The organism is Streptomyces sp. NPDC018947, assembly GCF_044390505.1.
Lineage (GTDB): Bacteria > Actinomycetota > Actinomycetes > Streptomycetales > Streptomycetaceae > Streptomyces.
In genome coordinates this window covers 97912-113589 of record NZ_JBIRZD010000015.1, presented here as the reverse complement: position 1 = coordinate 113589, position 15678 = coordinate 97912, and the positions used below count along the sequence as shown (strand labels likewise).

The window sequence follows — 15678 nt, the reverse complement described above, 5'->3', positions numbered from 1 at the left end:
TGGAGGCGAACGGGTGTTCGCGCACGGGTGGGCGGCTGTTACAGACCGGTCCCATTGCGGTCCACCCGCCATCACACGGCCGGGGCACGCTGCGTGATCATGAACGCGCACCGATCGACGTCCTCACCGTCCCCCGACAGGGCCCGCAGGCGCCGTCGCGGAAGCCGGGCCCGACGCAGGCGCGGGCGGAGGACACCGGTGCTGTGGGCGGCACTCGCGGCCGGCGGCGCGCTCGCGCTCGCCGGCGGTCTGGTCCTGAAGGGCGTCACCTCCGGCTCCGAAGCCCCCGCCGGCGCGGCCTCGCCGGTACCGACGGAGGAGACGGAGCCGTCCGGCGCCGCCCCGTCGCGGGCCGGGCGGCCCGCGCCGGACACCACCGCCGGGCAGCCGGACTCCGGCGCCGGGCGCGAGAAGGACAATCCGCCGGCGCGCTCCGGGAGTCCGGCCGCCATCCCGTCCTCGGGGCCGGGCACGTTCACCACCGCCGGGGGCGGGGGCGAGCGGGTCGGCGGCAGCGGGCGCACGCTGACCTACGTGGTCCAGGTGGAGGACGGCATCGGGCTGTCGGCGCGGGACGTCGCCGTCGAGGTGGAGGGGATCCTCGCCGACGAGCGGGGCTGGACGGCCGACGGCGAGGTGGGGTTCCGCCGGGTGCCGGGCGGCGCCTCCGACTTCCGGGTGCGGCTCGCCACGGCGGCGACGGTGGACCGGATCTGCGGCCAGTACGGCCTGGACACCGGCGGCGAGGTCAACTGCAACGTCGGCCAGGACGTGATGGTCAACCTCAAACGGTGGCTGCTGGCCACGCAGTACTACGCGGACGACGTGACGTCGTACCGGGCGCTCATCGTCAACCACGAGGTCGGGCACTTCCTGGGCCACGGGCACGAGGGCTGTCCCGGGCCGGGGCGGCCCGCGCCGGTGATGATGCAGCAGATCAAGGGACTCCACGGCTGCGCCACGAACGTCTGGCCCTACGACGAGAGGGGCCGGCCGGTCACCGGCCCCTCCGTCGCCTGAACGTCCCCGTGCGGGCGCCCCGGTGGCCGTTTCGGGCGCGCGGGCCGGGGGCACCCGTGCCAGGCTGAGGATCCGGGGGCCGCGAACGGCGTGGAGGTGGGCATGACCGAGGGGAGCGCCGGCACCGGGCACCGCGCGCACGACCACCGGTGGTCCGGTCCGGAGCCGGACGTGGCGGCCGGGGCAGGACACGTCGATCCGCCGCCCCGGGTGGGCTTCTTCACCGACACCTCCGTGTGCATCGGCTGCAAGGCCTGCGAGGTCGCCTGCAAGGAGTGGAACGCCGTCCCCGAGGACGGCCTGCTGCTGACCGGCATGTCCTACGACAACACGCAGGGGCTCGGCGCCGACACCTGGCGGCACGTCGCCTTCATCGAGCAGCGTAAGCCGTTCGGCGGCCAGGAGCCGGGCGTCGGCCACGAGGACGTGGACGTCTTCGAGGCCGCCCGGACCCTGGGCACCTCGCCCTCCTCCCCCGGCCCCGGAGCCACCGCCCCGCCCCCCGACGGGGCCCCGGCGGCGGCCCCGGCCGGGGAGGTCCCGCCGGTGGCGCCGGACGGGCGCACCGAGCTGCGCTGGCTCATGGCCTCCGACGTCTGCAAGCACTGCACGCACGCCGCGTGCCTGGACGTGTGCCCCACCGGCTCCCTGTTCCGCACCGAGTTCGGCACGGTCGTCGTGCAGGAGGACATCTGCAACGGCTGCGGCTACTGCGTGCCGGCCTGCCCGTACGGCGTCATCGACCAGCGCCGGGACGACGGGCGCGCCTGGAAGTGCACGCTGTGCTACGACCGGCTCGGCGTCGGCATGGAACCGGCCTGCGCGAAGGCGTGCCCGACGGACTCCATCCAGTTCGGGCCGCTGGACGAGCTGCGGGAGCGGGCGGCGTCCCGCCTCGCCCGGTTGCAGGCGGCCGGGGTGAGCGACGCGCGCCTGTACGGGGAGAGCCCGGACGACGGCGTCGGCGGCGACGGCGCCTTCTTCCTGCTGCTGGACGAGCCGGAGGTGTACGGGCTGCCGCCGGACCCGGTGGTCACCACCCGCGACCTGCCCTCGATGTGGCGGCACGCCGCGGTGGCCGCCGCCTCGCTCGCCGTGATGACCGTCGCCGGTTTCGCGAGGAGGCCCCGATGAGCGGTTCCCCCGTCGACCGCGACGGCGTCGGCGGTGCGCGCCCCGGGCGCGACGCCCCGACGGGAGCGCACACCGGACGCCGCCGGCGCCGCCGGGAGCGCGGTGAGCAACCGGTGGTGCCGCGGGCCGAGTTCTCCTCGTACTACGGCAAGCCGGTGCTGAACAAGCCCACGTGGGCGGCGCTCGACATCGCCGGCTATCTGTTCCTCGGCGGGCTCGCGGGCGCGTCGTCGCCGCTGGCGGCCGGCGGGCACGTCACGGGGCGTACGGCCCTGGCGCGGACGGCGAAGCTGGGGGCGGCGGGAGGCGTCTCGCTGTCGCTGGCCGCGCTGGTGCACGACCTGGGACGGCCCGCCCGCTTCCTGAACATGCTGCGCGTCTTCAAGCCCACCTCGCCGATGAGCACGGGCTCCTGGCTGCTGGCCGGCTACGCCCCGCTCACCGTGGCCGCCGCGGCGGCCGACCTGACCGGCCGGTGGCGTCCGGCCGGGGCCGCCGCCACGGCCGCGGCGGCCGTGCTCGGCCCGGCGGTCGCCACGTACACGGCCGTGCTGCTGTCCGACACGGCGGTGCCCTCCTGGCACGAGGGGCACCGGGAACTGCCGTACGTCTTCGCGGGGTCCGCGGCGAGCGCGGCCGCGGGGCTGGCGGTGGCCTGTGTGCCGACCGCGCAGTCGGGACCCGCGCGCCGGACGGCGGTGCTCGGCGCGGCGCTGGAACTGGGTGCCTTCCGGCTGATGAAGCGCCGGATGGGAATGGTGGCGGAGCCCTTCGGGCGGGGCAGGGCGCGCGGGCTGCTGCGCGCGGCGGAGGCGCTGACCGCCGGGGGCGCCGCGCTGGCCGCCGTGGCGGGCCGGCGCCGCGGCGCGGCAGCGGTGGCCGGGACGGCGCTGCTCGCGGGGTCCGCGGCCCTCAGGTTCGGGGTGTTCCACGCCGGGGTGGCCTCCGCGGAGGACCCGGCGTACACGGTCGTGCCCCAGCGCGAGCGGCTGGCACGCGGGGCGGGGTGAGCGGTCCGCCTGCATGCGGCGCCGGACGAGGATTGGACCGCCGGGAACGGGACACCCGGCGCGGCAGAGCACACCGTGGGAAGGACGGAGGACGGTATGGGCGTACGCACCTGGATCGACTCCTGGCCGGTCTACCGCCAGCTCAAGGGCACCGATCCCCTGGGCCGTGGTGCCGCGGCCAAGAGCGGGACCAGTGCCCGGCTCACCCCGCGGGTCGCCACGGCGGACCGCGTCGTGAAGTCCGTCTGCCCGTACTGCGCCGTCGGCTGCGGCCAGAACGTGTACGTCGAGGACGGGCGCGTCACCCAGATCGAGGGCGACCCCGACTCGCCGATCTCCCGCGGCCGGCTCTGCCCCAAGGGCTCGGCGAGCCTCCAGCTCACCACGGGCGGCGCCCGCGAGCACCACGTCCTGTACCGGCGCCCGCACGGCACCGACTGGGAGCGGCTCGACCTGGACACGGCGATGGACATGATCGCCGACCGGGTGATCGAGGCGCGGCGCGCGGGCTGGCAGTGGGAGGTCGACGAGACCCGCACCCGCCGCACGCTGGGCATCGCGAGTCTCGGCGGCGCGACGCTGGACAACGAGGAGAACTACCTGATCAAGAAGCTGTTCACCGCGCTGGGAGCGGTGCAGATCGAGAATCAGGCCCGTATTTGACACTCCTCCACCGTTCCCGGTCTGGGAACCTCGTTCGGCCGCGGCGGCGCGACCACCTTCCAGCAGGACCTCCAGAACTCCGACTGCATCGTCATCCAGGGCTCGAACATGGCCGAGTGCCATCCGGTCGGGTTCCAGTGGGTGATGGAGGCCAAGGCACGCGGCGCGAAGGTGATCCACGTCGACCCGCGGTTCACCCGCACCAGCGCGCTGGCCGACGTGCACGTGCCGCTGCGCGCGGGCTCGGACATCGCCTTCCTCGGCGGGATCGTCAACTACGTCCTCGGCAACGGCAAGTACTTCCACGACTACGTGGTGGCCTACACCAACGGGCCCGTGGTGCTGCGCGAGGACTTCCGCGACACCGAGGACCTCGACGGCGTCTTCTCCGGCCTCGATCCCGACAGCCGCAGCTACGACAACGGCAGCTGGCAGTACGAGGGCACGGAGATGCAGGCCGCCTCGGGTGAGCGCGACCAGGAGTTCGAGACCCGGACGGGCGGCGGTTCCTCGGTGACGGAGGCGGCGCGCGGCGAGGCCCACGGGTCGGGCGGCGCCGCCATCGGCGAGGGCGAGGTCGAGCGGGACGAGACGATGACGCACCCGCGCTGCGTCTTCCAGGTGCTGAAGCGGCACTACGCCCGCTACACGCCCGAGATGGTCGAGCGGATCTGCGGGGTGCCGCAGGACCTGTTCCGGCAGGTGTGCGAGCTGGTCACGGACAACTCCGGCCGCGACCGGACCACCGCGTTCGCCTACGCGGTCGGCTGGACGCAGCACACGGTGGGCGTGCAGTACATCCGCGCCGCCTCCGTGCTGCAGAGCCTGCTCGGCAACATCGGCCGGCCGGGCGGCGGCATCCTCGCGCTGCGCGGACACGCGTCCATCCAGGGCTCCACGGACATCCCGACCCTGTTCAACCTGCTGCCGGGCTACATCCCGATGCCGCACGCGCACCAGCGGGACGACCTGGACGCGTTCGTGCGGGGCGACGCGGCCCGCAAGGGCTACTGGGGCAACATGCGCGCCTATCTGGTGAGCCTGCTGAAGGCCTACTGGGGTGACGCGGCGACGGCGGAGAACGACTTCTGCTTCGACTACCTGCCGCGGCTGACGGGTTCGCACTCCACGTACGAGACGGTCATGGCCCAGTTGGACGGGACCTGCAAGGGCTACTTCCTGATGGGCGAGAACCCGGCGGTCGGCTCGGCCAACGCCAAACTCCAGCGGCTCGGGATGGCGAACCTGGACTGGCTGGTGGTGCGGGACTTCTCGCTCATCGAGTCGGCGACCTGGTGGAAGGACGGCCCGGAGACGGAGACGGGCGAGCTGCGCACGGAGGACATCGGCACCGAGGTGTTCTTCCTGCCGGCCGCCGCGCACACCGAGAAGGACGGCAGCTTCACCAACACGCAGCGCCTGCTCCAGTGGCACCACCAGGCCGTCGAGCCGCCCGGCGACGCGCGCAGCGACCTGTGGTTCACCTACCACCTGGGGCGGATCATCCGCCGCAAGCTCGCCGGGTCGACGGACCCGATGGACCGGCCGGTCCTCGATCTGGCGTGGGACTACCCCGTCAGCGGCGACCTGCGCGAACCCGTCGCGGAGGCGGTCCTCGCCGAGATCAACGGGCACGACGCCGAGGGGCGTCCGCTGTCCTCGTACGAGCAGCTCAGCGACGACGGCTCCACGGTCTGCGGCTGCTGGATCTACTGCGGGGTGCGCGCCGACGGCGTCAACCAGGCGGCCCGCCGCAAGCCCGGCGGCCGGCAGGACTGGGTGGCGGCCGAGTGGGGCTGGGCGTGGCCGGCCAACCGGCGCGTGCTCTACAACCGGGCCTCGGCGGACCCGGACGGCAGGCCGTGGAGCGAGCGCAAGGCGCTGGTGTGGTGGGACGAGGACCAGGAGAAGTGGGTGGGGCACGACGTCCCGGACTTCCCCGCCGGCAAGTCCCCGGACCATGTGCCGCCGCCGGACGCGACCGGGCCCGAGGCCCTGTCGGGCACCGACGCGTTCATCATGCAGGCCGACGGAAAGGCCTGGCTGTACGTGCCCTCCGGACTCACCGACGGCCCGCTGCCCGCGCACTACGAACCGCAGGACTCCCCCTTCCCCAACCTGCTGTACGACAGGCAGCGCAACCCGGTACGGCACTTGCCGCCCCCGCACCCGGACAACCGCTACCAGCCGAGCGCGGGCGCTCCCGGCTCCGAGGTGTTCCCGTACGTGGCCACCACGTACCGGCTCACCGAGCACCACACGGCGGGCGGCATGTCGCGCTGGCAGCCGTATCTCGCCGAGCTGCAGCCGGAGTTCTTCTGCGAGGTCTCGCCCGAGCTGGCCGCCGAGCGGGCCCTGGAGCACACCGGCTGGGCGACGATCGTCACCGCCCGCGGGGTGATCGAGGCCCGGGTGCTGGTGACCGACCGGATGGCGCCGCTGACCGTGCACGGCCGGCCGCTGCACCAGGTGGGGCTGCCCTACCACTGGGGCCCCAACGGCTACAGCACGGGCGACGCGGCCAACGAGCTGCTGCACCTGTCCCTGGACCCGAACACACACATCCAGGAGGCGAAGGCGCTCGCCGTGGACATCCGTCCGGGGCGGCGCCCCCGGGGCCCGGCCGCCGTGGCGCTGGTGCGCGAGTACCGGGCGCGCGCGGGCATCGACGCGCACACGGGCACGGAGCTGTGACGGACGGTCCGCGGGCGCGCCCGGGTCAGCGCAGGACGACCGAGTGGGGCCCGCGGGCGACCAGTTCGCCGATCACCGGCGCCCCGGGCACCTCCCCGGCCACGAGCAGCCCGCCCGAGGTCTGGGCGTCGGCCAGCAGGAGGCGGGTGTCGGCGTCGGTGTCCCCGAAGTCGGTGAACGGCGCCACCCACTCCAGGTTGCGCCGGGTGCCTCCGCTCACGTAGCCCTCGCGCACCGCCTCGCGGGCGCCGTCCAGGTAGGGCACGGCGGCGGTGTCCAGCACGGCGGTCACTCCCGAGGCGCGGGCCAGCTTGTGCAGATGGCCGAGGAGGCCGAAGCCGGTGACGTCGGTGGCGCAGACCGCCCCGGCGTCCAGGGCCGCCGCGGCGGCGTCCCGGTTGAGGGCGGTCATGGTGGCAATCGCCTGCTCGAACCGTTCACCGGTGGCCTTGTGACGGTTGTTCAGGACCCCCAGGCCGAGCGGCTTGGTCAGCGACAGCGGCACGCCGGGCCGGCCGGCGTCGTTGCGCAGCAGCCGGTGGGGGTCGGCGAGCCCGGTGACGGCCATGCCGTACTTGGGTTCGGGGTCGTCGACGCTGTGCCCGCCTCCCACGTGACAGCCGGCCCGAGCGGCGATGTCGAGCCCGCCGCGCAGCACCTCGCGGGCCAGCTCGAAGGGCAGCACGTCGCGGGGCCAGGCCAGCAGGTTGACCGCGAGGACGGGCCGTCCGCCCATCGCGTACACGTCGGAGAGCGCGTTGGCGGCGGCGATGCGCCCCCAGTCGTAGGGGTCGTCGACGACCGGGGTGAAGAAGTCGGCGGTGGACACCATGGCCTGCGCGGCCCCGCCGGGCGGCGCGGGCAGGGCGACGACGGCCGCGTCGTCCCCGGTGGTCAGCCCCACCAGCAGCGGCGTGTCGCTCACGGCGGCCCGGGCGCCGGCCAACGGGCCGAGCACGTCCTCCAGTTCCCCGGGCGGGATCTTGCAGGCACAGCCTCCGCCGTGGGCGTACTGGGTGAGGCGTACGGCGGTCTCGGGCGTCGATGTCATGCCGCTGCTCCTTGGTGGTGACGGGACGGTGGCGGGGTGTCCGTGTAGCCTGGCCGGGCGGTGGAGGCGTGTGGGTGCCTGGTGGCCCTCCCGGTCTTCAAAACCGAGGTGTCCGAGGATCTCGGGCAGGCAGGTTCGATTCCTGTCCGCCTCCGTTTCCGCCGGCCGGCCGGCAGCGCCGGTGGTGGTCGTCCAGCCGCTCCGTCAGGCCCCGCGCGTCCAGGTGCTCCAGCAGCGGTACGGCCGTGCGTCGGGTCGTGTCCAGGGCGCGGCGGGCCTCGCTCAGGGTGAACGGCTGCGGGAGGCGGGCGAGGACGGCGGCGGCCTCGGTGTCCGCGCCGGGCAGCAGCACGACACCGTCGCCGACCCGCAGGAGCGCACCGGCGGCGACGGCCGCGGCCAGGGCCTTGCGGTTCAGTCCGAGTTCCGCCAGCCGGTCCGCGTCGGGTGCGCGGAAGGGGGCGCGGCTCAGGTCGCGGCGTACGGCGTCCACGGCCGCGTGCAGGGGCGGCGGCAGGGTGGGTGTGGGGTCGGATCCGTACAGCCGTCCCCGGCGGCAGTGGAGTCGCCCGTCGCCGGGGGTCCGGGCGAGGGCGTCGATCAGCACGCGGTCGGGGAGGCCGAGCAGGTGGCGTGCGGCCTCGGCGGGCAGGCCGGGTTCCATCGGGTGCCGGCGCGCGTGCCGTTCCACCTCCTCGGCGAGGCGGGCGCGCAGCCGTGCCCAGTGGTCCGGGTCGGCCAGCCAGTCCCCGGCGACGGGGGCGGCCGGCGGGTCCACGCCCATCGCCAGCAGTTCGGCGCCCCGGGCGAGCCGGCGCCGGCGCAGCTCGGCGGTGCCGTCGGGGCGTCCGGTCATGGCGGCCAGTTCCCCGGCGCGGGCGCGGCCGGCTCCGCGCCGGGTGAGGCCGGGCGGCCGGACGTCGAGGACGGTCACCGCGCGGGGGACGCGGGTGCCGCCCGGTTCGCGCAGGACGGCGCGGTCGCCGACGCGCAGGGGCAGTGGGCGGCCGAGGGCCAGGCGGGCGGTGTCCTCGCCGAGCGGGCGGACGGTCACCGGCACCGCGGCCGTGCCGATGTGCAGGGTCGACGCCCGGGGCAGCGCGGCGACCGGTTCCCCGGTGACGCGGACGTCGGTGAGTTCGGTGAGCAGCCAGCGGTCCGGTGTCAGCAGGACCTGGCCGCGGCGCAGGGTGCCGTCGGCGGCCCCGTGCACGTCGACCGCCACGCGGGCCACCGCGCTCACCGAGCCGTGTTCCTCGTGCAGGCACTGGAGCCCGCGCACCCGCAGCTCCCCCGTGCCGTCTCCCGTCAGCAGCCGGTCACCGACGCGCAGCGTGCCGGCGCCGAGGGTGCCGGTGACGACCGTGCCGCGGCCGCGCACGGTGAAGGCGCGGTCCAGCCACAGCCGTACGTCGGCGTCGGCGGGCGGCGCGGGCAGGGAGCGGGCCATGCGTCCCAGCTCCGCGCGCAACTCGTCGAGTCCGGCCCCGGTCACCGAACTCACGGCGACGGACGGCACCTTGCCGAGACACGTCGCGGCGAGGCGTTCGACGGCGTCGGCGCGTACGGGCTCGGGGTCGGCGAGGTCGCTGCGGGTGACGGCGAGGACGGCGTGCCGTACGCCGAGGGCGTCGATGACGGCGAGGTGTTCCTGCGACTGCTGCTGCCAGCCCTGGTCGGCGGCGACGACGAAGAGCACGGCGGGCACCGGTCCGACGCCGGCCAGCATGGTGGCGACGAACCGCTCGTGTCCGGGCACGTCCACGAAGGCGAGGTCCTCGCCCTCCCCGGTGCGGGTCCACACGAAGCCGAGGTCCAGGGTGAGGCCGCGGCGGCGTTCCTCCTCGTGGCGGTCGGGTTCCATGCCCGTCAGCGCCCGTACCAGGGCGGACTTGCCGTGGTCGACGTGGCCGGCGGTGGCCATCACCCGCATGACGCCCGCCCTTCCGACGCGGCCCGTACGGCTTCGGCCAGCCGTTCGTCGTCCTCGGCCGGCACGGCGCGCAGGTCGAGCAGGCACCGGCCGCCCTCCAGGCGTCCCACCACGGGAGTGGGGCCGGTCCGCAGCGCGGTGGCGTACGTCTGGGGCAGGGACAGGGCGGCGCTCGGCAGCGTCACGCCGGGGGCCCCGCCGCCGCCCACCGTCGCCTCGCTCGGCACGGCCCGCGCGTCGACGCCGTCGGCGCTCAGCGCGCGGGCCAGCCGTTCGGCCCGGTGCCGCAGGCGCGCCGGGTCGGCGGACAGGGCGTCGGCCGTCGGGGTTCCGGGGCCGGTCAGGGTCGCCTCCAGGGCGGCCAGGGTCAGCTTGTCCACCCGCAGGGCGCGGGCGAGGGGGTGCCGGGACAGGGTGCGTACGAGGGCGTCGTCACCGAGCAGCAGTCCGCACTGGGGGCCGCCGAGCAGTTTGTCGCCGCTCGCGGTCACCAGGGAGGCACCGGCCCGCAGTTGGCCTTCGGCGTCGGGTTCGTCGGGCAGCAGCGGGTGGGGGGCGAGCAGCCCGGAGCCGATGTCGACGACGACGGGCACGCCCAGGGCGGCCAGTTCACGGGTTCCGGCGGCGCGGGTGAAGCCGGTGATGCGGAAGTTGGAGGGGTGGACCTTGAGGACGAAGCCGGTCCGCGGGCCGAGGGCGTCGGCGTAGTCGGCGACGGAGGTGCGGTTGGTGGTGCCGACCTCGCGCAGCCGGGCCCCGGTGGACACCAGCAGGTCGGGCAGCCGGAATCCGTCTCCGATCTCCACCATCTCCCCCCGGCTGATGACGATCTCGCGGCCTGCGGCGAGCGCGGTGGCGGCGAGGACCAGCGCGGCGGCCCCGTTGTTCACGACGTGGACGGCGCGGGCCGCGGGCACCCGTGCGCCGAGGGCGTCGAGCGCGGTGCGTCCCCGGCGGGCGCGTACGCCGGTGGCCAGGTCGAGTTCGACGTCCGTGGGTCCCGCGGCCTCCCGCACGGCGCTGCGGGCCGCCCGTGACAGGGGGGCGCGGCCGAGGTTGGTGTGCAGCAGCACCCCGGTCGCGTTGATGACGGGGCGCAGTCCCCCGACCGTGGACGGCAGCAGGGCGACGGCCGTGTCCGTCACGTCCTCGGGCGGGACCTCGCCCCGGCGGGCGCTGTCCTGGGCCCGCCGGACGGCCGACTTCACCGCCTCGGGACCGAGCCGCCGCACCGCCTCGGCCAGTCTCGGGTCCCGCAGGACGGCGTCGGTGCGGGGAATGCGCCGCCGGGTGTCCACCGCTTCCCGGTGCCGGCCGGCGTCGCTGCCGTCGGTGCCGGCCGGGTGAGGTCCGCCCGTCGCCTCCTGTGTGACCCGCTGGTGCACGCGCCCCTCCCTGTCCGGCCGGTCCCGTGTCTGCCCGGGGAACCCCCATGCTCCCCCAGTGCCCCTGACGGGGATCACGACACGCCGGGCGGCCGCGGCCTCGCCCCGTCGCCCGGTGGTGCCGGTGCGCGTCGGGCGGTGTCAGGAGCGGGCGTAGCCCGTGAGGGGAGGGGTGCGCAGGGCGAGGACCGCCTTGTCGTCGTGGCCGTCGCCGGGCCGGTGGTCGGCCAGTGCCCGGCACAGTTCCTCCGGTGGATGCCCGGCGTACCGGGAAGCGGTGACGGCCAGGGCGTCCAGTCCCCGGTCCAGCGGCCGGCCGGGGTCCTCCACCAGGCCGTCGGTGTAGAGGATGACGGTGCTGTCCACCGGTACCGCCTGGCAGTGGTCGGGGCGGTTCAGGCCGGCCGCCACGCCCAGCGGGACTCCGGGATCCGTCTCCAGGTAGTGCACCCGTCCGTCGGGCAGCAGCAGGAGCGGGGGCGGGTGTCCCGCGCTGGACCAGCGCAGTCGCCAGGCCCCTTCGACGGGTTCCAGACGGGCCAGGAGGGCGGTGGCGATGGGTGCCTGCTCCAGGGCGGCGTCCATGATGCGGTCCAGCCGGGCGAGGGAGGAGCTGGGCGGGGCGTTGCGGTCGAAGTACAGGGCGCGCAGCATGTTGCGGATCTGGGCCATGTCCGCCGCGGCCCGCAGGTCGTGCCCCACGACGTCACCGATGACCGCGGCGCAGGCTCCGTCGGGGAGCAGCATGGCGTCGTACCAGTCGCCGCCGACGGCCGCCGGGGCGCTCGCCGGGCGGTAGGCCGCCCCTGCGGTGAAGGGCCGCAGGTCGGGCAGGCGGGGCAGCAGCAGCCGCTGGAACTGCTCGGCGCTGTTGCGGACCTGCTGGTAGAGGCGGGCGTTCTCGATCGCCACCCCGGCGGTGCCGGCGAGTGCCCGGATGACCCCCTCGTCGTGCCGGTCGAAGGGCCGGCCGTCCTTGCGTTCGGAGAGGTAGAGGTTGCCGTAGATCCGTCCGCGCACGCTGATGGCCACCCCGAGCAGGCTGCGCATGGGCGGGTGGCCGGGCGGGAAGCCCGCCGATTCCGGGTGGCGCGCGATGTCCTTGACCCGCAAGGGCTCGGGGTGGTGGATCAGATGTCCGAGCAGGCCCCTCCCGCGGGGCAGTTCCACGCCCTCCAGGTCGGCCAGCTCCCGCGCGCCGAGCCCGAGGGGGATGAACTCCTCCAGGTACCTTCCCTCCTCGTCGAGCACCCCCATGGCGCCGTAGCGGGCGCCGACCAGGTCCATGGCGGTGCGGACGATGCGGCGCAGCACCATCGGCAGTTCCAGCTCGCCGGTGATGTTCACGACCGCCTGGAGCAGTTCCTGGAGCGTGCTCTGGGCACGGGCGAGGGCGTGGAGCTGTTCGCCGATGCGGTTCAGGTCGGAGGTGAGCGGCAGGTCGAGCAGCGACATGTACGGCTCCACCTCCGGCGGGGTGCCCGGGCCCTGCGGGGCGTCGCCCCCGCGCGGCTCCTGCCGGTCGTCCGCCATCGCCCCTGCCTTCGCTGTCCGCCGTCCGCCGTGTCGCCGTCCGCTCCGGACGTCCGTCTGCGCGCCCACGGGCGGCGCGCCGCCGTGGCCAGGCCCCGGCTCGTGCACCACGTCCCCCACCATCGCCCGGCGGTGGGCCGCACGCCGTTCACGGACAGCCACTCGGCGTAACACGTCCGGTGCCCGGCCCGCGGCCTGCCCCGGGCGCCGCGCGGTGTGTCCCGGAGCGCCCCAGGGCGAGGAGCGGGGCGGGGGGCGGCCTGCCGCACATCCCTGCAAGCAGCGCCGCCCGCGGGTGAGTCGAGGGCGCGGCGGGCCGGTCACCGGTTGCGCAGTGCCTCGGAGATCGTGACGGAGGCCGGGTCGAGCGTGGTCTCGCCGTCGGCGATGTCCCACAGGGCGTTCTGCAGCAGCCGTCCGAGGGTCCAGCCGGTCGCGCGGGCGCGGTCCAGGCCGAGGACCTCGGTGAGCAGGTCGAAGCGGCGGCGCACCACGCGCGGTGCGCCGCCCTTCACGACGACGTCGTCCCATCTGCTGTCCAGCGCGGGCCAGAGGTCGAAGCCGGGATCGCCGGCGAGCGGTTCGGGGTCGATGGCGAGCCACGGCTCACGCTCGGCGGCGAGGACGTTGTCGTAGTGCAGGTCCCAGTGCAGCATCCGGTCTCCGGGCTCGCCGGCCAGTTCGGCCACCGCCGACGCCCAGTCGCGCAGGAGCCGCCGGTCCGCCGGGTCGGCCAGCGCCCCGGCCGCCCGGGGGACCTCCTCCAGCATCCTGGTGGCGATGTCGCCGAGGCCGCGCAGCCCCGGCGGCGCGGGCACGCGGACCAGACGGGCCTGGAGTCCGGCGAGGATGCCGAGCGCGACGTCGTCGTCCTCGATCGAGGTCAGCGTGCGCGTGGCGTCCAGCCGCTCCAGGAGCATGGCGCCGGTGCCGGGATCGTGGTCGAGCAGGCGCACCGTTCCCTCGCCGTTCCAGGTGCGCAGCCCGATGAGCGCGGCGGTGGTCTGCTCGCGGGGGATCTGCAGTCCGAGGACCGCGCGCGTACCGTCCCGGCGCAGCACCGGCAGAACCAGCGACGCCTGTCCGGCCCCGGCGGCGCCGTCCCGTTGCAGCTCCCAGCGGTCCAGGAGTTCCGCGGCGAGAGCCGGCAGCCCCGCGATCCACACCCTCCCCGCCTCGCCGAAGCTCCTGGCGTACGACGCTGCCAGCGACCGCGGGACCTCGACCACTCCCTCCCCGCTCATTCCCCGTACCCGCCGGCCTGGGCCGCCTCGCCCGCCGCACCTCGGCCCGTGACCGCCGCCGGGCGGCCGGCGGCCCGCTGGAGACGGAGCTGGCCGATCTCCGCGGCGTTCTTCATCAGTTCGGCGTTCACCCAGGCGAGCATGTGCGCGACGGTGTGCCGGGGGTCGTCCTGCCAGGGGAACGGGGCGCTCGGTTCCAGCTCGTCGTCGGTGAGACGGTCGAGGGCCTCCAGCCAGTCCGCACGCAGACGCCGCAGCCACTCGACGGCCGGCCGGCCCGCGCCCGGCCAGGTGATGTCGCCCCGCTCCCGGGGCGCCCTGCCGTGGACGTGGTCGGCGGCCACACTCCACCACCAGCCGATGTGCCAGCTCAGCCAGCCGATGGTCGGTACGGGGACGGGGTCGGGTTCGGTCTCGGCCCAGTCCGGCACCCATGCCCCGTCCTCGGACCGGCGCACCGTCCAGCACAGCGCGGCGGGCTCCCACAGGAAGTCGTCGGGGCCGAGTCGTTCGAGGTGATATTCGAACAGCGACCAGGTCAGGTCGAACTGCCAGCGCAGCAGGTCGACTCGGTGCCGCGGGGCTGATGCGTTCGGGGCGGTGACCACCGGCCGACTGTCGCACGGCAACCGTGCAAAGGTGAAGCGAGTTTCCGTACGGCTCCACCCGCCCCTCCGTCCGCTCCGGCGCCGACGGGGACGTCGGGCGGGACGGGTCCGGGCTCCGCCGGAAGGGTGACCCGGGGCCGGTGGCCGGCGGTGGCGAGCGCCCGGGCGGGGCCGAGGCCGGCGGCCCCCGCCCCGGGCCCGCGTCACGCCTGGGACGTCCCCGCACGTGACCTTCGCCGCCACAGGGCCGATACTGCCGAGAGAGTCACCGAGTCGGCACCGACTCCGCCGCCGCCCGCCCCGGGTCACCGCTGACCGCCCGGGCCAAGACCCGCCCATACCTACTCTGAGCAGCACAAACGCAGGTCGAAGACCCATCCGTCAGGCTTCCCAGGAGGTACCCGTGAAGATGCTCATAAACGTCCCCGAGACCGTGGTGGCGGACGCCCTGCGGGGGATGGCCGCCGCCCATCCCGAGCTGATCGTGGATGTCGAGAACCGGGTGATCGTGCGGCGGGACGCGCCCGTGGCCGGGAAGGTCGCCCTGGTGTCCGGCGGCGGGTCGGGGCACGAACCGCTGCACGGCGGGTTCGTGGGGCGGGGGATGCTGTCGGCCGCCTGCCCGGGCGAGGTGTTCACCTCGCCGGTGCCGGACCAGATGGTGCGGGCCGCGGCGGCCGTGGACAGCGGCGCCGGGGTGCTGTTCGTCGTCAAGAACTACACGGGCGACGTCCTGAACTTCGACATGGCCGCCGAGCTGGCCGAGGACGAGGGCATCCAGGTCGCCAAGGTGCTGGTCAACGACGACGTGGCGGTGACGGACAGCCTCTACACGGCCGGGCGGCGCGGAACGGGCGCCACGCTCTTCGTGGAGAAGATCGCGGGCGCCGCCGCCGAGGAGGGCCGTCCGCTGGAGCAGGTGGAGGCCGTCGCACGGCGGGTCAACGAGAACTCCCGCAGCTTCGGCATCGCCCTCAGCGCCTCCACCACGCCCGCCAAGGGCAGCCCCACCTTCGACCTGCCCGCCGGTGAGCTGGAGCTCGGCATCGGCATCCACGGCGAGCCGGGCCGGGAGCGGCGGGCGATGATGACCGCGGGCGAGATCGCCGAGGCCGCCGTGGACGCGGTGCTGACCGACCGCGGTCCCCGCGGTCCCGTCCTGGTCCTCGTCAACGGCATGGGCGCGACGCCCCTGCTGGAGCTGTACGGCTTCAACGCCGAGGTCCAGCGCGTCCTGTCCGAGCGCGGCGTGGCCGTCGCCCGCACCCTCGTCGGCAACTACGTGACCTCCCTCGACATGGCGGGCGCCTCGGTCACGCTGTGCGAGGTCGACGAGGAGCTGCTCGGGCTGTGGGACGCGCCCGTGAGCACGCCCGGCCTGAGGTGGGGCATCTGAGCACGGA

General features: G+C 75.1%; 10 protein-coding genes, 1 tRNA gene and 1 pseudogene. 6 read left to right on the top strand and 6 right to left on the bottom strand.

Translation table 11 applies throughout. The features are described 5' to 3' along the window. Positions 1-99: 99 nt before the first annotated feature. The 4 genes from ACH499_RS26505 (at position 100) to fdh (ending at position 6521) form a co-directional block, all read left to right on the top strand. Positions 100-1020, top strand: a complete 921-nt coding sequence (locus tag ACH499_RS26505; RefSeq protein WP_399018791.1) for a DUF3152 domain-containing protein — start codon at positions 100-102, stop codon at positions 1018-1020. A 102-nt stretch (positions 1021-1122) separates the two neighbouring features. Next, entirely contained in the window at positions 1123-2154 is a 1032-nt protein-coding gene (locus tag ACH499_RS26500) for a 4Fe-4S dicluster domain-containing protein (protein WP_399018789.1), read from the top strand. Then, positions 2151-3164: an NrfD/PsrC family molybdoenzyme membrane anchor subunit gene (nrfD, locus tag ACH499_RS26495; RefSeq protein WP_399018787.1), complete on the top strand. Its 1014-nt coding sequence runs from the start codon at positions 2151-2153 to the stop codon at positions 3162-3164. Before ACH499_RS26500 ends, nrfD begins: the two co-directional genes overlap by 4 nt. Before the next feature lie 96 nt (positions 3165-3260). Beyond that, on the top strand, positions 3261-6521 hold the full coding sequence (gene fdh / locus ACH499_RS26490) for a formate dehydrogenase (RefSeq protein ID WP_399018785.1): 3261 nt from the start codon (positions 3261-3263) through the stop codon (positions 6519-6521). Positions 6522-6546: 25 nt separating this feature from the next. Here fdh and selD read toward each other — a convergent pair whose 3' ends face one another. After that, positions 6547-7572: a selenide, water dikinase SelD gene (gene selD, locus ACH499_RS26485; RefSeq protein ID WP_399018782.1), complete on the bottom strand. Its 1026-nt coding sequence runs from the start codon at positions 7570-7572 to the stop codon at positions 6547-6549. 62 nt (positions 7573-7634) lie between these two features. Between selD and ACH499_RS26480 the strand changes: the two genes are divergently transcribed. Further along, positions 7635-7727: transfer RNA gene (locus tag ACH499_RS26480), tRNA-Sec, on the top strand. 35 nt (positions 7728-7762) lie between these two features. Here ACH499_RS26480 and ACH499_RS26475 read toward each other — a convergent pair. The 5 genes and pseudogenes from ACH499_RS26475 to ACH499_RS26455 form a co-directional block, all read right to left on the bottom strand. Then, positions 7763-9496, bottom strand: a pseudogene (locus ACH499_RS26475) (SelB C-terminal domain-containing protein); the annotation flags it as partial. Then, positions 9496-10803, bottom strand: a complete 1308-nt coding sequence (selA, locus tag ACH499_RS26470; protein WP_399018935.1) for an L-seryl-tRNA(Sec) selenium transferase — start codon at positions 10801-10803, stop codon at positions 9496-9498. The pseudogene ACH499_RS26475 and the gene selA, both read right to left, overlap by 1 nt. A gap of 228 nt (positions 10804-11031) precedes the next feature. Then, complete coding sequence (locus tag ACH499_RS26465; RefSeq protein WP_399018779.1) at positions 11032-12423, bottom strand: PP2C family protein-serine/threonine phosphatase; 1392 nt, start codon at positions 12421-12423, stop codon at positions 11032-11034. A gap of 320 nt (positions 12424-12743) precedes the next feature. Then, positions 12744-13667, bottom strand: a complete 924-nt coding sequence (locus ACH499_RS26460) for an aminoglycoside phosphotransferase family protein (RefSeq protein WP_399018777.1) — start codon at positions 13665-13667, stop codon at positions 12744-12746. Beyond that, complete coding sequence (locus tag ACH499_RS26455) at positions 13664-14275, bottom strand: DinB family protein (RefSeq protein ID WP_399018775.1); 612 nt, start codon at positions 14273-14275, stop codon at positions 13664-13666. The genes ACH499_RS26460 and ACH499_RS26455 overlap by 4 nt, the downstream gene beginning before the upstream one ends. A gap of 403 nt (positions 14276-14678) precedes the next feature. Here ACH499_RS26455 and dhaK point away from each other — a divergent pair, with 403 nt between their 5' ends. Further along, complete coding sequence (dhaK, locus tag ACH499_RS26450) at positions 14679-15671, top strand: dihydroxyacetone kinase subunit DhaK (RefSeq protein ID WP_399018774.1); 993 nt, start codon at positions 14679-14681, stop codon at positions 15669-15671. Positions 15672-15678: the final 7 nt, after the last annotated feature.